Consider the following 20128-nt stretch of genomic DNA (forward strand, 5'->3'; position numbering starts at 1 on the left):
CTGACCGTCGTCCCACCAGCGGTGCAGCCGTACGCAGCCCGCAGTGACCGGGGGCCCCGGTCTGGTTCGCGACGGGACGTCAGTCACGGGGAGCGGGCCGTTCGACGTTGCCCCGTCGGCCCCGGGCGGCGGCTTCCAGTCGTTGCACCTGCTCGATCATCGCTACGACGGCCGCGTGGCCCTCGGGCGACAACCGGGCGTCCACCAGTCGCATGGCGACCTGCTTGATGTGCGGATCGGCGAGCGCGTGAACGAGGTCGTCCTGATCTCGCTGCCCGGTCACCTCGGTGAAGAAGGCCGGCGACCGCTGGAAGAAGGCGGCGATGGCGTCGACGACCGAACGCCGCGGATCCGGCGCCCGGCCCTGCCGCAGGTTGCTCAGGTGGGTGTGGGAGATCTTGCAGCCGCGTCGCGTCAGTTCGTTCGCCACATGCCGCACGCTGTAGGGCTTGCCCGCCGGGTCAGCGGAGTTGCGGAAGAGCCAGTCGAGGCGTTCGGCGAAGGTTTCGCCAGGTGGATCGTCGGCCTCAGGCATGGGGACTCCTTGCGCGATGGAATACAAGATTTACACGACCGCCGACTTCGGAATCAAGCATTGACAGCGCTCCTCGTCCTGTGCGTAACATTGCGACCACGCCTGGCAGCGGGCATGGACGCTACGGATCATAGGTGGAACGGGGCGCTGCCAAGGTGGTCTGTTGGGTGACCCGCAGGACATGGCGAGGACGGGGGCGTCATGTCCCGCGGGGTTCCCGTGACGGGAGCAGCCCGAGGGACTGCGGGCGAGTAGAAGGCGTCTTCGGTCGGGAGCCGTCCCGGTCCCGGTTCGTGGATGCGCGTTCGTGCCGGCACGCAGCGCGCCTGTTGCACGTCGGCGCGCTGCGTGCCGCACACCTCGGAGCCGACGGATGGCCGATGACCGCGACGCCGACATCGCCGACCGGGTCATCGCCCCGCCACCTCGGCACCGCACCTCCTGGGGGAGCTGATGCGGATCCGCGCGGCCGAGGTGCCCGAGGCCCTGGCACCGGCCACGTGCGCCCTGCCGGATCTGCTCGCCGCCGCCAGCGACCCCGGGTAGGCCGCACAGATCCGATCCGGTGGACGTGGCGGACCGAGACCGCGAAACGACCTGCTGCACGACCGACCGAACGGGGTGACCGGCCTTGCTGACGACCGATCAAGCTGACGGCATGGAGTACATCGAGGCAACGAGGAGGGTCGGCGCCGGTCTCACGGAGGCTGCGGACGACACCGCTGCGGCGGCAGCCGTCCAGTTGGCGATCGAGGCGTGGCAGTGCCTGGCGGGAACCGATTTTGCCTGGGACCGTTTCGGCCTGGAGTTGCTCGACATCAGGGCGCGGCTCTACTCGGAATACGACGACGTGGTCGTGGGCGCTGCGGCACCGGTTCGCGACACTGCCGAGACCCGGCTGGCCGTGACGACGTTGCTGGAGCAGCTTGCGTGCTACCACGAGCGTCGGGCCGTCGACGATCACGGCGACCTGGCCCGGCGGCGCAGCCACGACGCCAGCGCCCAGCAGTTACGGCGTGCGGCGGCGGCCCTGGCCTGACCGAAGCCGAACCACGTCCGACGGGGGAAGATGGGCGGCTTCTACGTGGATCCGGCCGGCCTGAATGGGTTGTACAACCTGCTGCACCGGGCAGCCGGCGACGTCGGCGACACCCGTTCATAGGTCAAGCGGCACTGCGACCTGCCCTTCGCCGAAGAAGGTCTGCTGGTCATCATCGCCAGCCCACACCAGGTGGCCTACGACCGGGTGACGCAGGGGCTGCAACGGCTGCCCAACGCGGAGATCGCACGGCGGGTCGGGACCATTCGCCCCCCCGCCCTGCGGCACGCGCACCACGAACCCGAGGTGAGCGGCCCGTACCTAGTCCGCAAGAGGTCGACGGACGGTCGGGGACTTAGTCGGTGATCACCGGCCAGGCATAGGCCAGCAGAGCGCACGCTGCCCCGAGCAGCGCGAGTGAGACACCACGGGTGCGGATGGGCAGCGCGGCGAGCACGAGCAGGATGATCGCGATGACATAGAGAAACGCTTGCACCGACATGGCAGTCTCCTCAGGGGTTGGCTGACGGGCGGTGCGATCTCTACCCCCGCCGGCCCGGTGGCGAAACCCCCGGCGTCGACACGGGGCCGTTGTGGTGGCGCGAACGGGCGCGGTTCGGGATAGCCTTGGCTCATATGGCTACCTATCGCAGCGCCTCAGTGCTCCTTTCCTCGGACGGCACCAGGACCCCCGGCACCGCCGCCCTCTTCGCCGAGCCCGCCCGCAAGGGTGGGACCCCGCCGTGGGCCGGTGACTTCCGACCCGCCAACAGCGCCGGCAACGGCCCCAAGAACGCGGTCGGGAAGACCTTCACGTTGGAGCTGCCCGACGGCAGCACCGGCAAGGTCGTGGTCCAGAGTCTCAAGAGCGGGAAGGGAGGCGTCGTGCTGGCGCTGATGGGCGAGGACGCTCCCCCCTTCTGAGCAGGCGACCCCCTACTGATTTAGACGACCCGAGCCGCCCTGGTCGGTGCAGGCCCGCCGGCCAGGGGCGCCGATCAGCGGCGGCCGGCGGCCAGGGTGACGAGGTACTGTCCGCCGCCGGCGTCGACGCTGGCGGTGACCGGCAGTCCGGGTGTCAGCCGGGAGAAGCGGTCGACCAGCCACTCCGCGGCCTCCTGGGCGTCCTTCCGGCTCGCAGAGCGGGCGACCAGCTCGCGGCCGCCCTTGCGTTCGAGGCGCTCGGCGACGGTGATCAGCGGTGCGGGCTCCACCACGTGCAGCCGGTCCGGCCAGGCGATGACGACCTTGACGGCACCCTTGCGGGTGTTGCAGGCGCGGTGCGCGAGTCGCTCGGTGACCTTGGCCTTCTTGTCGGTGGTGCGGCTGTCGACGCTGGGGCCACGCGGGTCGTTCACCGACATGGCGGCGTCGACCGGCTCGTCGCACACCCAGCATCGCCAACTGTCCCGCCGCGCGACGTCATCCAGGAGACTCATCCGAGCAAACTAGCCTGTCGGCTTCCGGCCCGGCGACGACCCCGGCCGCAGAGGGCCCCGGCGGCTTCGGCGATCTCCTATCGTCGACCCGTGGCGTTCCCACCGCCCGGCGTCGATGTCGTGGACTGGTCGCGGATGCGGAGCGGGTCGGGCAGTGCCCGGTCCTGGCGGCCGAGCTGCCGCACCAGGGCCCGGTCCAACCGTGGTGACCCACCTGGCCGGAGGCCGTGCGGCACCGTGCGGGCGCGGATTCTGTCAGGCGGGTCACGGGAAATGTCGGTGATCGCCGCGCGCCGCCGCCCCATACTTGCCCGATGGCGCAGGCGATGATCGATGGACAGTGGCAACGGTTCGTCTCAGAGGGCACCCGCACCGGCAAACTCGCGACGACCCGCCCCGACGGGTCACCGCACGTGGTCCCGATCTGGTTCGTGCTCGACGGCGACGACCTGCTGTTCAACACCGGCAAGACCTCCGCGAAGGCGCGCAACCTGGCCCGCGACGACCGCGCCGTGCTGTGCGTGGACGACGAGAACCCGCCGTACGCGTTCGTCACCCTGCGCGGCCGCGTCACGATCAGCGAGGACCTGGCGGAGATGAGGCGGTGGGCGGCCCGGATCGGTGAGCGCTACATGGGTGCCGGCCGGGGCGAGGAGTTCGGCGCCCGTAACGCCGTCCCCGGCGAGCTGCTGGTGCGCCTGCGGGTCGAGAAGGCTCTCGGCTACGTCGGCATCGCCGACTGAGCACCGCCACTTCGACATCCCGAATCGACGACCTCACCATCGAGGACGCCAGTTCGAGCACCGAGAACCACCTCCGGGGCTTGCTGGGCGGCTGGGCCCGGGCACCGCCGAGGCGGGCGATGAGCGGCCCGGTCCTGGCCTGGCTCAGGACTGAGTCGGCCCGGGCCGGGCTGGCGAGAGGGGCGTCGGTGGGAAGGTCAGCGCACCGCTACGGGGTGAGGTAACAGGACTTCGGCACGTTGGGCAGCGGGTCGCCGCCGAAGGCGGCCGTGGAACACGGGGTGCCGCCGGTGAAGCTGCGGTAGACGTACTTCCCACGGGCGCCGTACGCGACGGTCTGCTGGCCGGCAAAGGCACAGGTGCCGTTCTCGGCGGCGCAGACGGTGCCGTAGCCGCTCGGGCCGCCGGTGGTGCGCCAGTAGCAGGCCTTCGCCGTCCGGTCGATCGGGTCGCCGAACGTGGCGTTCGTGCAGGAGATGTTCCCGGTGGCCGTGCGGTGGAAGAACGCGCCGTTGGCGCCGTACGCGATGGGCTGGCCGTTGGCCGCGGCGCAGGTGCCGGCCTCCACGGCGCACTGCGTCCAGCCGCCGACGGGGCCGCCGCCCGGCGGCAGGTAGCACGCCTTCGGGGTTTGGTCGAGCGCGTCGCCGAAGACCTCGTTGGTGCAGGCGGTGCCGTCCACGGCGAGCCGGTGGCGGAAGGCGCCGTTGGCCCCGTACGCCACGTTGCGGGTGCCGGTGAAGGCGCAGGTGTCGTCCTCGGCGGCGCATCGGGTGTAGCCGCTGGGGCCGCCGAGGGGTGCCACGTAGCAGGACTTCACCAGGTTGGGGGCGGGGTCGGTGCCGAACGCGGCGCTCGTGCAGGCGGTGCTGTCGGTGGCCGTGCGGTAGGCGTAGGTGCCGGCCCCGTAGGCCACCACCCGGGTGCCGCCGAACGCGCACTGCCCGGTCTCGGCGGCGCAGCGGGTGAACCCGGCGGGGAGGTCGTCCCCGGCCGGGGCGGGCGGCGGCGGGTTGCCCAGGCCGGTGGCGGTGAACGTGTAGCTGCCCGGGGCGACGCCGGTCAGGTACACGTACCGGGCGTCCTGGCTGGCGCCGCCGATGCCGGGGCGCGGCTGGAACGTCCCGTTGCTCCAGACGACGGCCCCGTTGACCCAGACCGTGACGTCGCCGCTCAGCTTCGGGATGCCGACCCGGCCGGTCGTACCCGCCGGGCTGGTGAGCTGGGAGCTGAAGGTGCCGGCGGACGGGTTGCGCGACCAAGCGGCGTCGACCGCGCCCTGTGGCATGGTGATGCGCCCCTGGACGCTGGTGAGGTCGCCGGGGTGGGGGACGAACCGGTAGTGCCCGAGGGTCGGCTCCGGCGCGGTGCCGAGGACGTGGAACGTCAGCGCCGACGTCGGCCCGGTCGACCAGCCGTGCGCCAGGCTCATGAACGACGGGCTGTAGGCGAGCCCGCCGGTGGCGCTGATCCCCTCCCACATCGTGCTCTTCGTGCCGATCGGGCTGTCGAGCATGTGGCCCCAGGTGCGCCGGATCTGCGCCAGCGCGGTGTCGTCGTCGTTGGCGGTGAAGTGGGCGTGCACCTCCATCGAGCCGGGGAACGGGTGGACGTTGTCGCCCCACTCCGGCGTCATCGCGCCGTAGGCGTTCCAGCGCCGCGCGAGGCGCTGCACGATGCTGGTGTTCTTGGCCGCGCTGTCGGTGAGGCCGTACCAGACCGCCATGGAGTTGCCGTCCTGCGGGTGCAGGCTGCTGGTGGGGTTGTCCCGGTACATCCCGACGGCGGAATCCCACAGCCGCGAGTTCGCGGCCGCGCGCAGCGCCAGCGCCCGGTTCGCGTACGCGGTCGCCAGCGCGCCGTCGCCCTGGGCGGTGGCGAGCCGGGTCGCGCCGACGAGGGTGGCGTACATCAACGCGTTGGCCTGGAGGTTGAGCCCGCCCTGGCCGCCCCGGGCCCAGTCGTTGGTGTTGGTGACGTTCAGCAGTCCCGTGCCGTCGGTCTTGTTGACGATGTAGGTCATCCCGCGGGTGAAGCGCGGCCACACGCTGTCGAGCCAGGCCTCGTCGGCGGTGTAGTTGTAGTACGTCGCCGTCACGTTGAGGGTCCACAGGTGGTACGTGTCCGAGCCCCAGAGGTTGAACGGCGGGCCCGAGTAGGGCAGCTCGCCGGAGGGCTGCTGCATGTCGTAGACGGTGGTCAGGGCGTTGCGGCTGGACTCCATCTCGTTGGTCGACGCGTACGCGGTGGGGGTGGCGATGCCGAGGTCGCCCGGCCAGACGTTGCGGTCGCGCTTCGCGGCGTCGGAGAGGATCGCGGTGCCGACGCCGGCCACGGCGGCGTTGTTCCACAGTGTCGCCGGGGCGGGCCACGCCCGGCCCTGATTGGACGCGATCGTGCTCATCTGCACGGTGTACGCGCCGCCGTACCAGATCCGGTTGAGCAGGTTGTCGTTGGAGTAGAAGTAGTTCGCGTAGGCGGCCGGGTTGGCCTTGCCGGGCGCGGGGGTGAAGTTCAGCGAGACCCGGGTGAGGTCGACCCAGCCGCCGGTGCGCAGGAAGACCGTCAGATAGCGGAAGCCGCCGCGCAGGTACTGCGCCGGCATCGTGTAGGTGCCGTTGGCGGGCGCCGCGGCGGTGAGGGCGCCGTCCCCGCGACCCTGGTGGGTGGCGCTGGTGTCGCTGTCGTTGCCGACGAAGAGCGAGGACTCGGTGAACGCCAGCCCGAGCTGCTGGCCGGTGTCGCTGGCGGCGCCGAAGGTCAGCGTGGCCAGGCCGCCGACCTCCTTGCCGAAGTCGAGGGTGAGCGACGAGTTCGTGCCGGAGAGCCGGGTCGCGAGCCCGGAGAGGACGTTCTGCGGGTTGGCGACGGTGCCGGTGCTGCGGTAGATCGCCGTCGGGCGGACCGTGCGCGAGGTGGGGGAGAGGTTCAGCGCCTCGATCGCCCCGGGCGGCGGTGCCGCCACCACCCGGGCGGGCCGGCCCGCAGCAGCCTGGGAGGGCTGGCCCGGTGCCGCGACGGCGGGGAGCAACGCCGCCGCCAGCGCGCAGGTGATCACGAGGGAGGCGGTCCGGCGACCGGACGATCTGCGCATGGCTACTCCGGGGGGTGCGCCCTGATTGTAACGTTTCAAACGGTGCCATCGAGGCCGCCCGCCTGTCAATGCATTGACCGATATCAGTTCGTTGGATGCGGCGGACCGGAGCCGGGGGCGGGCCGGGAACGCCGATGGCCCGCGCCACGGCGGGCACGGGCCATCGAGGGCGATCAGATCAGGACTGCGGCGAGGGCGCGGAACGCATCGGCCGGGAAGGCCGTGGCGTCGCCGCCGTTGAGCACCTGGATCGCGATCTCGTCCGCGCCGGCCTGGTAGTGCTGCTCCAACCCGGCCGCGACCTTCTCGACCGGGCCCCAGGGGATCAGCGCGTCGATGAGGCGGTCGCTGCCGCCGCCGGCGAAGTCCTCGTCGGTCCAGCCGAAGCGCCGCAGGTTGTTGGCGTAGTTCGGCAGCGCGAGGTAGCCGCTGGCGTACTGCCGGGCCGTGGCGCGCGCGGTGCTGGCGTCCTCGTCGAGGACCACCGCGACCTCGGGGGCGAGCAGCCGGTCGGGCCCGATGGCCGCCCGCGCCTGCGCGGTGTGCTCGGCCGGCACGAAGTACGGGTGCGCCCCGGCCGACCGGTCGCGGGAGAGCTCCAGCATCCGTGGGCCGAGCGCGGCCAGGACCCGCCGCTCGGGCGCCAGCCCGGCCGCGTCGAGGCCGTCGAGGTACTCCACCATCTTCGAGTACGGCCTGCGGTAGGCCGTGCCGCCGCCCTCCACCACCACGGCGTGGCTGGCGCCGATACCGAGCAGGAACCGGCCGGGATGGGCCCGCTCCGCGTCCTGCGCGAACGCCGCCGCCTCCGGGGGCGAGGAGTGCCAGATGCTCACGATCCCCGACGCGACCCCGATGCGCTCGGTGCCGTCCAGGATCTCCCGGAAGCGGGGGGCGACGTTCTCCGTGAATCCGCCCGAGCACCAGATTCGTGAATAGCCGAGCTCCTCCAGCTCGGTCGCGGCATCGATGGCCGCGCCCCGACTCCCCGCACCGAGGAAGAATGGCTGCCATACGCTGACGAGTCGCTGTGTCATGCCGGAAACCCTAACGCGGCGGCATCGTCGCCGGGCCCGACCCAACGGTGGTGCGCTGCGCCGAGGCGTACCCTGACCAGGTTGTTCGTCGCGGCTGGTCGGCCACCCCCGCTGGCCACGGCGCTGCGCGCGGCACCGCGCGGGCATCGGGACGTGCCGGACTCACGAACTCGGAAAATGGTGACGGGAGCGGATGGGCTACCTGCGGATCGGCGATGTCGACCTGTATTCGGAGGTCGCCGGCACCGGCGACCCCGTCCTGCTGCTGCACGGCGGTTTCTGCTCCCTCGAAGCGATGCGGGCACCCTCCGACGCGCTCGTGCCCGATCACCGGGTGTACGCCTTCGAGCGTCCCGGGCACGGCCGGTCGGCCGACATCGACGGGGAGTACGGGTACGCGCGTGGGGTCGCCGACACCCTGGCCTACCTCGACGCCGTCGGCCTCGAATCGGCGCACGTCGTCGGCTACAGCGACGGCGCGATCATCGGGCTGCTGCTCGCCCTGGACCACCCGGCGCGGGTGCGTTCGCTGACCGCCATCAGCGCGAACCTCGACCCGTCGGTTTTCACGGGCTCGGCCGCCCCGGTGCTCGACACGCTCGTACGTCAGCCGAGGCCGGACGTCGAGCGGAGGCAGTACGAACGACTGTCGCCGGACGGGGCGGCGCACGCGGACGTCGTCCTCGCCAAGCTGGTGCGCCTCTGGCGCAGCGAACCGCACATCGACCCGGCAGACCTGGCCCGGATCGCGGTGCCGGTGCTGGTGATGTCGGGCGACCGCGACACGATCCCGCCCGGCCACAGCCTGCTCATCGCCGCATCGATTCCCGGCGCGCAGTTGTGCATCGTGCCGGGCACCACGCACCACCTCGTCGCCGAGCGTCCCGAACTGGTCGGTGCGCTCATCCGTGCCTTCGTGCGGCAGGCCGGGCGCTCAGAGCCGTGAGCGACGCAGCAGCCAGACGAAGTAGGGCGCTCCGACCAGGGCCATCATCAGCCCGGCGGGGATCTGCGCGGGGGCGATGAGCGTACGGCCGAGGGCGTCGGCGACGCAGACGAGTAGGCCGCCGAGGAGCATGGCGACCGGGATGAGCCGCCCGTGCCGGACGCCGACGAGGCTGCGGGCGATGTGCGGGGCGACGAGCCCGACGAAGCCGACCACGCCGACGGCGACCACGCTCACCGCCGCCACGACCGCCGCGATCGTCAGCAGGGCCAGTCGCGCGCCGTCGCGGCGGACGCCGAAGATGCGCGGGGTGTCCTCGTCGATCGCCAGCAGGTCGAGTTGGCGGCGCATCCCCAGCACCACGGGGGTCGCGAGGAGCAGCACCAACGCGACCGGCAGCACGTCGGCGAAGGTCCGGCCGTAGGTGGTGCCCGAGAGCCAGGTGAGGATGCGCGGGGTGTCCCACGGGTCGGCGCGCAGGAGCAGGAAGGTACTGACGTCGCTGAGCGCGTAGCCGCAGCCGATGCCGATGAGCAGGAAACGGTCGGGCAGCAGCCCGCCGCGCCAGGCCAGCGAGGCGATGAGCGCGAAGGTGGCCAGCCCCATCGCCACCGCGGTGACGATGAGCGCGGGACGTCCGCCGGAGCCGCCCGAGGTCACCACGATCACCGCGCCGAGGCCGGCGCCGGCGGTGATGCCGAGCACGCCCGGCTCGGCCAGCGGATTGCGTACGGTGCCCTGCACGACGGTTCCGGCCAGCGCGAGCGCCGCACCGGCGGTGACGGCCGCCGCGACCCGGGGGGCGCGGTCGTCGAGTGCCCGGCCGATCAGGTCCGGCGCGGAGCCCTGCAGCCAGAGCGCGATGTCGCCGAGGCGCAGCCACAGGCTGCCGGCCAGCAGGCCGACCAGCACCGCCGCGACGAGCAGACCGGCCGCGACGGCCACGACGGTGTGGAAGCGGCGGCGCGAGCGGAGGGCGACGCGCGCGTGGGGCGCTCCCCGAGCCGCTCCCGCGTCGCGCAGCCGCAGCGCGAGGAGCACGATGACGACGGCACCGAGGAGCGAGGTCGGGATCCCGGTGGGAATCGAGGCGGCCGCCCGGGCGCCGAGGACCGCCCGGAGCACGTCATCGGCCAGCAGCACCAGCAGCGCCCCGACCAGCCCGCAGGCCGGGATCAGGAAGACGTGCCGGCTGAGCACGCCGATGCGGTGCGCCGCGAGGCGTACCACGACCGGCGCGGCGAGGCCGACGAAGGCGATGGGGCCGGCGAGCGTCACCGAGATGCTCGTCAGCAGCACGGCGCAGAGCACCGCGACGACCCGGGTCGAGCGGACCGGCACCCCGAGCGAGGCGGCCGCGTCGTCGCCGAGGCCGAGCACGTCGAGCCGCCGGGCCAGCAGCACGGCGACGGCGAGGACGACGACGATGACCGGGGCGGCGCGCGTGGCAGCGTCGATGTTGAGCTGGGCGAGCGAGCCGCTGCCCCAGGCGTAGAGCCCGGTGGTGCTCTCCTTGAACAGGATCAGCAGCGTGGCGGTGGCCGCGTCGAGCGCCATCGCGACCGCCGAGCCGGCCAGGATCAGCCGCGTCGAGGCGGTGCCCGAGGCGGTGCCGACGAGGCCGAGCACGAGGCCCGCGGCGAGCAGACCGCCGCCGAAGGCCACGGCGCCGGAGGCCCACAACGGCACCGCCAGCCCGAACGCAGCGACCGCGCAGAGCGCGAAGTAGGACCCGGCGGTGACGGCGAGCGTGTCCGGGGCGGCCAACGCGTTGCGGGTGACCGACTGCAGCAGCGCCCCGGCCGCGCCGAGCGCCACGCCGACGGCGATCCCGGCGAGCAGACGGGGCAGGCGGGACCCGGTGAGCACGTCGCTGACCGGGACGCCGCCGACCGCCTCCCGCGCCCCGAAGAGGTGGCGCAGCAGGTCGGCGAAGCCCACCCCGGAGGTGCCCTGCGTGACGTGCCACAGCCCGGTCACGACGACGGCGGCGAACAGGACGGCCAGGACGGCCGCCCCGCTCGCGCCGCGACCGAACCCGATGCCGGGCAGCGGTCGCGGCGCAGGGCTGTGGCTCACTTCCCGGTCAGGATCTTCACGTACGCGTCGATCGCTGCCTCGTTCGACTTCGGGCCGCCGGCGCCCCAGACGCCTGCGGGGAAGGCGTACGCGCGGCCCTCCTTGACGGCCGGCAGCGCGGTCCAGATCGGGCTCTTGCGCAGCTCCTTGACGTAGCTGTCCGGGGTCGCGTCGTCGGAGTAGAACAGGCTCGCGCTCCCGACGGCGGTGAGCCCCTCGATGTCGGTCTGCGCGAGACCGTACGAGGGGTCGACGCCGCCGCTGCCGTAGGCGGTGTTGATCTTGTCGGTCCAGGCCGGGGTCAGGCCGAGCTGCTGGCCGAGCTCGGTGAAGAGGGCGCCCTTGCCGTAGGGGCGGATGACGACGTTGCCGCCCTCGATCCAGCCGTCGAAGAAGAGGAAGTCGGTGGCCTTGACGTCGGCGGCCTCGACCGTCTTCTTGGCGGCGGCGAGGTGCTCGTCGAACTGCTTCAACACCAGGTCGGCGCGCTCGGTGCGGCCGGTGGCCTGGCCGATCATCGAGAACACCTTCTTCATGTTCGCGAGCTGGCCGGAGGCGTCGGCCCCGACCGTGGCGAGCACGGGGACGCCGCGCTTCTCGAGCTTGGCGATCTGCTCGTCGTCGGGCTTGAACGCGTCCACGATGATCAGGTCGGGCTTCGCGGCGTACAGCGCGTCGAGGTCGGGCTCGCCGCGCTGGCCGGTGTCGACGACACCCTGCGGAAGCGCCTCGGCCTTCACGTAGGTGCTGTATCCCTTCGTGTCGGCGACCGCGACCGGGGTGAGGCAGAGCGTGAGCAGGTCCTCGGTCTGCTGCCATTCCAGCACCGCGACCCGCTGGGCGGGCTTGGCGAGCTCGACCTTGCGGCCGACGCCGTCGGTCAGCGACACCGGGCCGGTCGATGTCGTCGTCTTGTCGTCGGCGCAGCTCTGCGACGAGGGGGCGGTCGAGCCGCCGGCGGCGGGTCCGTCGACCTTCGTGGTGCCGCACGCCGTGGCGGTCACGGCGATGGCGGTGAGCGTCGCGGCGGTGGCCGCGAGGCGGGTGCCGAGGATCATGCGGATTCTTCTCCTGTGTTGATGGTGCGGTTCCGGTTGCGGGCGGGATGCCGCCCGACCGGGTCGATGCGCAGGCGGCCGGTGCGCGGGTCGACCTCGACCTCCACGCGCAGGTCGTAGACCTCGCCGATGTGCGCGGCGGTGAGCACCTCGAGCGGGTCGCCGGCGGCGTGGACGCGCCCGGCGTGCATGAGGACCAGGGTGTCCGCGACGCGGGCGGCGTGGTCGAGGTCGTGCAGCACGACGCCGACGGCGACGCCGTGCTCGTCGACGAGATCCCGGACCAGGTCGAGCGTCTCGATCTGGTAGCGCAGGTCCAGGTGGTTCGTCGGCTCGTCGAGGAGCACGACGCCGGTCTCCTGGGCCAGGCAGGCAGCCAGCCACACGCGCTGCATCTCGCCGCCGGAGAGCTCGCCGACCGGCCGCTCGGCCATGTCCCGCACGCCGGTGGCGTCCATCGCGCGCCCGACCGCCGCGCGGTCCGCCGGGGTCGGGCCGGCGAAGCGGCGTCGGTGCGGGTGCCGCCCGAACGAGACGACCTCGCGCACCGTGAGCCCGTGCGGGGCCTGCCGCGACTGGGCGAAGAGCGTGACCTCCCGCGCGAACTGACGCACGCTGAGCAGCGACACCGCGCGCTCCGGCTGCCCGTCACGGTGGCCGAGCCGCACCTCGCCGTCGTCCACGCGGTGCAACCGGGCCAGGGCGCGCAGCAGCGTCGACTTCCCGCTGCCGTTCGGCCCGACCAGCGCCGTCACCCGACCGGGGGCCAGCGCCACCGAGACACCGTGCACCACGGCCGTCTTCCCGTACCGCAGCACCAGTCCCTCGCCGCGCAGTGCGGTCGCCGCCGCCGAGCCGGGGGCCCCGTGCCGATCGGCGCGCGGCGCATTGGTCACGGGCATCGATCGGCTCCGAATCACGGGGTGGCAGGCGTGGTACGCCTCGGGTCGAGGCGAGTCAGTAAGGGTTGCCTTACCTAACGTGGGAGGTTAGGTGATGTCGGGGCCGCCCGGCAATAGCGCACACAGGGCGGGCGATACGACGATTCCGGACAACAGGCGCGATACGAGGGCGCGGTGCCGGCGGCCCGGGGAGTCATCTTCGTCACCCGCAGGCAGACCCGTTTCATGACCGGCATGGCGGCGCGGCTGCGCGCCGACCTCCGGTGCGTCGCCTGACGGCCGCCGCGATGATCAACAGGCCGGGGACGGCACCGAGCAGCCAGATCGCGGTCAGCGGCCAGTGGATCAGCGAGCCCACCGCCCCGCGGATCCGCGGGACCTCCCCGACGACGTACGACGCCTGCGGGTCGGAGCTGCGGCAGGACACCGAATAGCTGCCGGGCGCGGGAACGTCGAACGACGCGACCCAGGTGTAGGTGGTTGCGTCGCCGCCGCCGTAGCCGCCGGGCGGCACGCTGACCGAACTCGCCGACCCGACCGCCCCGTCGGGGCCGGTGACCCGGCAGTCGGGGTTGCTCGGGGAGAAACCCTCCGCGAAGATCGCGTACCGGTCGGCCGCCGGCAGCCACAGCTGCCCCGCCGGCCCGTGCTCGACCGGGCCGTCCGACGCGGTGCTGCCCTCGGCGCCGAGCTGCACCGCCGTCTGGGCGAACAGGGCACCCAGCACGACGGCGATCGCGCCGGTGACGTAGCCGCGTCGGGCCGACGCCTGGCTGCGCCGCCGCACCCGACCTCGGGCCAGTAGGTGGCCGATCGCCGCACCGCCGACCGCCAGGGCGGCGCTGGCGGCCAGGACGCCTCGCCACGGCGCCGCGCCGCTGAGCGGGACGACCCACCGGTAGACGGCCAGCGTCGCGCCCACGAAGACCGCGCTCACCAGCGTGGCCGCGACGACGGCCACCAGCGCGGCCGGGGCGGGGTGAGCCCGATCGGTGCGCCGGGTCCACCTCGCCGCCGCCACGGCGGCCAGGACCGGCACCGCCCCCACCACCCACCACAGCGCCGAGGAGACCGAGGGGTCCTCCTCCCACCGGTGGGTCGCCTCGAAGAAGATCAGCGGGGCCGGCACCGTCGCCAGCGCCCATACCGCCAGCACCACCGGACCGGGAAACGCCCGCCCCACCGCCCGCCAGGTCGCCGCGCTCATCCACCGATCATCGGCCACGGCACCGGTTCGGCGAAGCCCCGGCCCGGACCAGGCCGTCGATCAGGACACCGACGCCTCCGCCGCCGCGCCACCTCTTCACCCTGCGCGTTCGCGCTACCGTCCTGAGCCCTCGGCGGCCCGGCCGGGCGACGACGACCTTGACGGCGGCGAACACGCCGGCCGGTACGACGGCGCGGCGGACCCGCGCGGGCCGGGACCGGATCGTGGCGCCGAGGTCATCCGGGTGGCAAGGGCGTCCGGTCCATGGGAGCATGACGGGGTGATCTACTGACACGCACCAGCCCGCTGCCGTGGCCGCCCACCTTCTGTGGATGTCGAGCCCCGGCGGGCAGTCGATTCCCTTTCCCGATTCGGCGATTGGCGTCCGCGTGTCCAACGTTTCTGTTCTGCAAGCCCGCGACCTGGTCAAGGTCTACGGCGACCGCGTCGTCCTCGACGGCGTCTGTCTCTCCGCGAGCCCCGGCCAACGGCTGGGACTGGTCGGGGAGAACGGGATCGGCAAGTCCACCCTGCTGCGCCTGCTCTGCGGCGCGGAGGAGCCGGACGGCGGCGACGTGCAACGCCCGGCCGACACGCACTTCCTGCGCCAGGAACTCCCGTTCCCGGGCGACGCCCCGGTCGGCGCCGTCGTCGACGACGCCCTCGCCGAGTTCCACCGGGTCCGCGACCGGCTCGACGAGCTGGGAAAGGTCCTCGCCGCCCGGCCGGAGGACGCGGCCGCCCTCGACGAGTACGGCGATCTGCTGGCCTGGGCCGAGCAGCACGACCTGTGGGACGCCGAGCACCGGGCCGCGGTGGTGCTCGACGGTCTCGGCCTCTCCGGCGTGGAGCCCGGCCGGGCGCTCGGGTCGCTCTCGGGCGGGCAGCGAACCCGGCTCGGCCTGGCCGCGCTGCTGATCCGCCAACCGGCGGCGATGCTGCTCGACGAGCCGACGAACCATCTCGACGACGAGGCGGTCACGTTCCTCGAAGACCGGCTCGCCGGCCTCCCGGGCGCGGTGGTGCTGGCCTCGCACGATCGCGCGTTCCTCGACGCGGTCTGCACCGACGTCGTCGACCTCGACCCGTCCCGTGGCGGCGTCACCCGGTACGGCGGCACCTACTCCGACTACCTGGCGGTCAAACGCGCCGAGCGGGCGCGCTGGGAGCAGCAGTACGACGCCGAGCAGCAGGAGCTCGACGAACTACGCCACGCGGTGGCGACCACCGCGCACGAGGTCAACCACGCCCGGCCCAGCAAGGACAACAACAAGGTCGGGTACGACCGGCACGGCGGCCGGGTCCAGAAGCAGATCTCCCGGCGGGTCCGCAACGCCCAGCAGCGCCTGGACGAACTCACCGACAACCAGGTGCGCCGCCCCCCGGCCCAGCTCAGCTTCGCCGCGGCGCTGACCGGCGCCGGAGCGCAGGAGGGCAGCGTGTCGATGCGCCGGGTCCGGGTGGAGGGCCGCCTGATGGTCGACGACCTGACCGTCGCCATCGGTGACCGGCTGCTGGTGACCGGGCCCAACGGTGCGGGCAAGTCGACCCTGCTGCGGGTGCTGGCCGGTCAGCTGGCACCGGACGGCGGCGAGGTGTACCGGTCGGCGGGGCTGCGAATCGCGCTGCTCGACCAGGACGTCGAGTTCCCCGACCCGCAGCGGTCCGCCCACTCGTACTACACCGAGGCGGCCGGGGCGGAGCCGGTGGTGCCGCTGTCCCGCCTCGGGCTCCTGGCCGGCCGCGACGCGCAACGACCGGTCGGGCAGCTCTCCACCGGCCAGCGCCGCCGGGTCGCCCTGGCCGTGCTGGTGGCCCGACCACCGGACGTCCTGCTGCTCGACGAACCGACCAACCACCTGTCGCTGCGCCTGGTGGAGGAGCTGGAGGAGGCGCTGCGCAGCGCGCCGGGTGGCGTCGTCGTCGCCTCCCACGACCGCTGGCTGCGCCGTGGCTGGCAGGGCCCCGAGCTGGCCCTGCGCGACGGCCGCGTCCGAGCCTGACCGACGCCGCCGGCCGCTGAGGGCTTCCGCCTACGCCGGGACCGCCTGCTGGTCACCGGCGGCGTCGTGGGCGGCCATGGCCTGCTGGCGGCTCGGCTCCTCGCGCAGGATGGCGCAGTGCAGCCAGCTCTCCGGGATGGCGAACCCGTCCACGAGCGTGCGCAGCTGCGGCCGCAGCTCCTTGAGCAGACCGTTCAGCACGCCCGTGATCGCCTTGGCGCGGGCGGGGGTGAACCGGCCGTGCTCCAGGAACCAGCCCTTGTGGGCCTCGATGACGCTGAGCGCGTACAGGTCGCAGACCCGGGAGAGCAGCGCCTGCACCGCCGGGTCCGCGACGGCCTCGATGCCGGCGACGAACGCCTCCAGGGTGACGCGGTCGATGTGCGCGGCGGCGACGGTCAGGACGTGGTCCTGGACGTCGTTGAAGATGTCGAAGGGGCGGTCCTTCTTCGTGGCCGCGCCGTTGCGCAGGCGGCGGACCGCGCCGTCGAGGAGGTGCCGCTCGCGGTCCTCGAAGATCTTCAGGTGCCAGCCCCGGTCGGTGACGGCGACCTCCTCGTCGCGGCCGGGCACGGCGCCGATCAACCGCTCGATGAGCGAGCGCGCGGCGGTGCGTTCGAGCACCATCGCGCGGACCTGCTCGGCGACGAAGGAGGCCCGACCCCAGCCGTCCAACGAGCCGAACTCGTCGCGGTAGCCGGTGAGCAGCCCCTTCGCGACCAACTGCAGCAGTACGGTGTTGTCGCCCTCGAAGGTGGTGAAGACGTCGGTGTCGGCCTTGAGGCTCGGCAGCCGGTTCTCGGCCAGGTAGCCCGCGCCGCCGCACGCCTCGCGGCACATCTGGATGGTGCGGGTGGCGTGCCAGGTCTGCGCGGCCTTGAGCCCGGCGGCCCGGGACTCCAGCTCCCGTTGCCGGTGCTCGTCGGCCGGCTCGCCGCCGCTCTGCGCGGCGTGGAGCGCGGCGACCAGCTCCGCCTGGGCGAAGTGCAGCGCGTACGTGGTGGCCAGGGCGGGCAGCAGCTTGCGCTGGTGCGCCAGGTAGTCGTTGAGCAGCACCTCGCCGCCGGCGTCCGGGGCGCCGAACTGGCGGCGGATGTCGCCGTAGCGCACCGCGATGGTCAGCGCCGACTTGGTGGCCGCCGCCGCGGCGCCGCCCACGCTCACCCGGCCGCGCACCAGGGTGCCGAGCATGGTGAAGAAGCGGCGGGAGTCGTTGGCGATCGGGCTGGAGTACGTGCCGTCCTCCGCGACCTCGCCGTACCGGTCCAGCAGCATGTCCCGGGGCACCTGCACGTGGTCGAAGCTGAGCCGCCCGTTGTCCACGCCGAGCAGGCCGGCCTTGGGCCCGGCGTCGCCGATGCTCACGCCGGGCAGCGGGTTGCCCCGCGCGTCGCGGATCGGGACCAACCACGCGTGTACGCCGTGGTGCTGCCCGTCGGCGATCAGCTGCGCGAAGACCACCGCCATCCGCCCGTCGCGGGCCGCGTTGCCGATGTAGTCCTTGCGGGCGGCCTCGTGCGGCGTGTGCAGGTCGAAGGTCTGCGTCTGCGGGTCGTACGTGCAGGTGGTGCGGAGCTGCTGGACGTCGGAGCCGTGGCCGGTCTCGGTCATCGCGAAGCAGCCGAGGATCTTTCCCGCGACGATGTCCCGCAGGTAGGCGTCGTGGTGCCGGCGGGTGCCCAGGGCCGCGACCGCGCCGCCGAAGAGGCCCCACTGCACGCCCGCCTTGACCATCAGCGACAGGTCGACCTGCGCCAGCATCTCGGTGGCGACGATCGAGCCGCCGATGTCGGCCCTGCCGCCGTACTCGGTGGGGAAGCCCGCCGCGATGCCCAGCTCGACGGGGAGCTCGGTGATCAGCCGGCTGATCCGTTCCCGGGCCTGGTCACCGGTCTCGCCGTACACCGGCAGGAAACGCTCGTCGAGGTGCTTGCGGTGCGCGTTGCGCACCTCGGCCCACGGCCCGTCGAGCACTTCCCGCAGACCGGCGAGATCGATGCGGTCGGACGCGTGATCGGACATGGTCACCCCTCGACTGGTGGACATATCGGCACAGTCTGGACGCAATCCAGAATACCGGCCCGCTCCGATGATCCGGTAAGGGAGTTCGCGGTGAGAAGAGACACCACCGACCCACCACCACCACCCCGGCGGCGAGCGCTCGGCGCGACGCGCAGGCAAGGCTCTCCGGCGGGTGGCCGGGTCACCAGGCGCAGGGGGCGTAGTCCTTCAGGAAGCAGCCGTACAGGTCCTCGCCCCGCTCGCCACGGACGATCGGGTCGTAGACCCGGGCCGCGCCGTCGACCAGGTCCAGCGGGGCGTGGAAGCCCTCGTCCGCCAGCCGCATCTTCGTCGGGTGGGGCCGCTCGTCGGTGATCCAACCGGTGTCGACGCTGGTCATCAGGATCCCGTCGGTCAGCATCTCCTGCGCGCTGGTGCGGGTCAGCATGTTCAACGCGGCCTTGGCCATGTTGGTGTGCGGATGCCCGGGGCCCTTGTAGCCGCGCCCGAACTGACCCTCCATCGCGGAGACGTTTACCACGTACTTGCGGCGGGCCCTTGCCGCGGCCATCGCCGGACGCAGCCGACTGACCAGCACGAACGGCGCGGTGACGTTGCACAACTGCACTTCGAGCAGCTCGACCGGGTCGACCTGGTGCACCCGCTGCACCCAACTGTTGACCTCGTCGAGGTCCGGCACCAGGCCGCCGGCGTCGATGGCGTTGGCCGCCGCGATCCGCTCCGGGGAGGCCGAGCCGCTGGTCAACGCCAACGCGGTCAGCGCGTGCGGGGTGAGCGCGGTCGACTCCGGCCCGGCGGTCAGGCTCGCGGCGGGGCCGCCGGCCGGCTTGGCGAACGTGATCAGCTCCGGCAGGGGGCCCTCCGGCAGGGCCGCGGCCTCCGCGGCGACGAGCTGCGCGTACGCCCCGGGCGAGCGGCGCACGGTCTGCGCCGCGTTGTTGATCAGAATGTCGAGCGGCCCCTGGCTGGCGACCGAGTCGGCGAGGGCGATGACCTGCGCGGGGTCGCGCAGGTCGATCCCGACGATCCGCAGGCGGTGCAGCCAGTCCGCGCTGTCCGGCATGGCGGCGAACCTGCGCACCGCGTCGTGCGGGAACCGCGTGGTCACCGTCGTGTGCGCGCCGTCGCGCAGCAACCGCAGCGCGATGTACATGCCGATCTTCGCCCGGCCGCCGGTGAGCAGCGCACGGCGGCCGGTCAGGTCGGTCCGCGCGTCCCGACGCTCCCGGTTGAGCGCCGCGCAGGACGGGCAGAGCTGGTGGTAGAAGGCATCCACCTCGCGGTAGCGCTGCTTGCAGACGTAGCAGCCGCGCGGCTGCTGCAGGACGCCCGCCGTGGCGCCGGCGGTGGGGGAGGCGAGCGGAATGCCCTGGGTCTCGTCGTCGATCCGCCCGGGGGCGCCGGTGGCGGTGGCGGACGTCACCGCCCGGTCGGCCGCCAGGATGGCGTCCCGCCGCTCCTCCCGCCGCCGCTGCTTGATCACCTTGTAGAGCTTCGCGGTGGCCCGCTGCACCTGCACCACGTCGGGATGATCCGGAGGCAGGTCCTCCAGCGCCGCAAAGACGCTGAGGCAGGTCTCCAGCCGATCGCGGTCGATCCCGTTTTGACCGTCATGCAGGTTCGTGTCCGCCGTCATGCGTCTTCGTCTCGTCCCGTTTCCGGTGCCGGCTCCCGCCGGCCCCACCCCAAGTCCGACCCGAAACTGTACGCACCCGGCGGCGACCGCCGCATCCCGCGCTCCGGAGCCGGCCCGCCCGTCCGCCCGTCCGCCCGTCCGCCCGTCCGCCCGCCCGTCCGCCCGTCCGCCCGCCCGTCCGCCCGCCCGCCCGGTCGGCGGTGGCGGATCATGCTGCCTGTCCCGAGGGCAGGCGGGCCGGCCGGGGTGACGATGCCGAATCGCGGGTCGCGGAGCCGTGGTCAGGGCGGTGCCTCCGGCAGGCGTGAAGAACGGTGACCTACTGCGGCTGATGGAGCCGAGCGGTGCGCTACTGCGGGCCTTTCAGACCTGAGCGGTGCGCTACCGC

At 72.9% G+C, this 20128-nt stretch carries 16 protein-coding genes; 5 read left to right on the forward strand and 11 right to left on the reverse strand.

Annotated elements, in window-relative coordinates; translation table 11 throughout:
- Positions 1-79: 79 nt before the first annotated feature.
- On the reverse strand, positions 80-535 hold the full coding sequence (locus ACLQ2V_RS14000; RefSeq protein WP_425718889.1) for a hypothetical protein: 456 nt from the start codon (positions 533-535) through the stop codon (positions 80-82).
- 658 nt (positions 536-1193) lie between these two features.
- Here ACLQ2V_RS14000 and ACLQ2V_RS14005 point away from each other — a divergent pair.
- Positions 1194-1574, forward strand: coding sequence for a hypothetical protein (locus ACLQ2V_RS14005; RefSeq protein ID WP_425718890.1), 381 nt, complete (start codon positions 1194-1196; stop codon positions 1572-1574).
- Positions 1575-1929: 355 nt separating this feature from the next.
- Here the strand turns inward: ACLQ2V_RS14005 and ACLQ2V_RS14010 are convergent, their stop codons facing one another.
- Positions 1930-2076 (reverse strand): hypothetical protein, encoded by a 147-nt coding sequence (locus ACLQ2V_RS14010; RefSeq protein ID WP_425718891.1) that lies wholly within the window; start codon positions 2074-2076, stop codon positions 1930-1932.
- Between the two features lie 134 nt (positions 2077-2210).
- Here ACLQ2V_RS14010 and ACLQ2V_RS14015 point away from each other — a divergent pair, with 134 nt between their 5' ends.
- Entirely contained in the window at positions 2211-2498 is a 288-nt protein-coding gene (locus ACLQ2V_RS14015) for a hypothetical protein (RefSeq protein ID WP_074310625.1), read from the forward strand.
- Positions 2499-2572: 74 nt separating this feature from the next.
- Here ACLQ2V_RS14015 and ACLQ2V_RS14020 read toward each other — a convergent pair whose 3' ends face one another.
- The gene (locus tag ACLQ2V_RS14020) at positions 2573-3013 is read right to left on the reverse strand and encodes a hypothetical protein (protein WP_425718892.1); all 441 of its coding nucleotides are present in this window, start codon (positions 3011-3013) and stop codon (positions 2573-2575) included.
- 314 nt (positions 3014-3327) lie between these two features.
- Between ACLQ2V_RS14020 and ACLQ2V_RS14025 the strand changes: the two genes are divergently transcribed.
- Positions 3328-3756 carry a PPOX class F420-dependent oxidoreductase gene (locus ACLQ2V_RS14025; protein WP_425718893.1) on the forward strand — a complete coding sequence of 143 codons (429 nt, stop codon included), beginning with the start codon at positions 3328-3330 and terminating at the stop codon, positions 3754-3756.
- Positions 3757-3964: 208 nt separating this feature from the next.
- Here the strand turns inward: ACLQ2V_RS14025 and ACLQ2V_RS14030 are convergent, their stop codons facing one another.
- Positions 3965-6850, reverse strand: a complete 2886-nt coding sequence (locus ACLQ2V_RS14030) for an alpha-L-rhamnosidase C-terminal domain-containing protein (RefSeq protein WP_425718894.1) — start codon at positions 6848-6850, stop codon at positions 3965-3967.
- Between the two features lie 173 nt (positions 6851-7023).
- Complete coding sequence (locus tag ACLQ2V_RS14035; RefSeq protein WP_425718895.1) at positions 7024-7887, reverse strand: TIGR03620 family F420-dependent LLM class oxidoreductase; 864 nt, start codon at positions 7885-7887, stop codon at positions 7024-7026.
- A 193-nt stretch (positions 7888-8080) separates the two neighbouring features.
- Between ACLQ2V_RS14035 and ACLQ2V_RS14040 the strand changes: the two genes are divergently transcribed.
- A complete protein-coding gene (locus ACLQ2V_RS14040; protein WP_425718896.1) occupies positions 8081-8833 on the forward strand; it encodes an alpha/beta fold hydrolase in 753 nt (250 codons plus the stop codon).
- On the opposite strand, the gene ACLQ2V_RS14045 is transcribed toward ACLQ2V_RS14040, so the two are convergent.
- From ACLQ2V_RS14045 to ACLQ2V_RS14060, 4 genes are all read right to left on the reverse strand, one after another.
- Positions 8822-10912, reverse strand: coding sequence for an iron ABC transporter permease (locus tag ACLQ2V_RS14045; RefSeq protein WP_425718897.1), 2091 nt, complete (start codon positions 10910-10912; stop codon positions 8822-8824). The genes ACLQ2V_RS14040 and ACLQ2V_RS14045 overlap by 12 nt on opposite strands.
- On the reverse strand, positions 10909-11970 hold the full coding sequence (locus ACLQ2V_RS14050; RefSeq protein ID WP_425718898.1) for an iron-siderophore ABC transporter substrate-binding protein: 1062 nt from the start codon (positions 11968-11970) through the stop codon (positions 10909-10911). Before ACLQ2V_RS14050 ends, ACLQ2V_RS14045 begins: the two co-directional genes overlap by 4 nt.
- Complete coding sequence (locus tag ACLQ2V_RS14055) at positions 11967-12872, reverse strand: ABC transporter ATP-binding protein (RefSeq protein ID WP_425718899.1); 906 nt, start codon at positions 12870-12872, stop codon at positions 11967-11969. The genes ACLQ2V_RS14050 and ACLQ2V_RS14055 overlap by 4 nt, the downstream gene beginning before the upstream one ends.
- A 223-nt stretch (positions 12873-13095) precedes the next feature.
- A complete protein-coding gene (locus ACLQ2V_RS14060; RefSeq protein WP_425718900.1) occupies positions 13096-14079 on the reverse strand; it encodes a hypothetical protein in 984 nt (327 codons plus the stop codon).
- Between the two features lie 389 nt (positions 14080-14468).
- On the opposite strand from ACLQ2V_RS14060, the gene ACLQ2V_RS14065 reads away from it, so the two are divergent.
- Entirely contained in the window at positions 14469-16082 is a 1614-nt protein-coding gene (locus tag ACLQ2V_RS14065) for an ABC-F family ATP-binding cassette domain-containing protein (RefSeq protein WP_425718901.1), read from the forward strand.
- A 30-nt stretch (positions 16083-16112) separates the two neighbouring features.
- Here the strand turns inward: ACLQ2V_RS14065 and ACLQ2V_RS14070 are convergent, their stop codons facing one another.
- Together ACLQ2V_RS14070 and ACLQ2V_RS14075 are read right to left on the reverse strand one after the other, a co-directional pair.
- A complete protein-coding gene (locus ACLQ2V_RS14070) occupies positions 16113-18104 on the reverse strand; it encodes an acyl-CoA dehydrogenase (RefSeq protein WP_425718902.1) in 1992 nt (663 codons plus the stop codon).
- 181 nt (positions 18105-18285) lie between these two features.
- Positions 18286-19740, reverse strand: a complete 1455-nt coding sequence (locus ACLQ2V_RS14075; RefSeq protein ID WP_425718903.1) for an SDR family NAD(P)-dependent oxidoreductase — start codon at positions 19738-19740, stop codon at positions 18286-18288.
- Between the last annotated feature and the right edge of the window lie 388 nt (positions 19741-20128).

This window comes from Micromonospora sp. DT233 (assembly GCF_049841815.1).
Lineage (GTDB): Bacteria > Actinomycetota > Actinomycetes > Mycobacteriales > Micromonosporaceae > Micromonospora.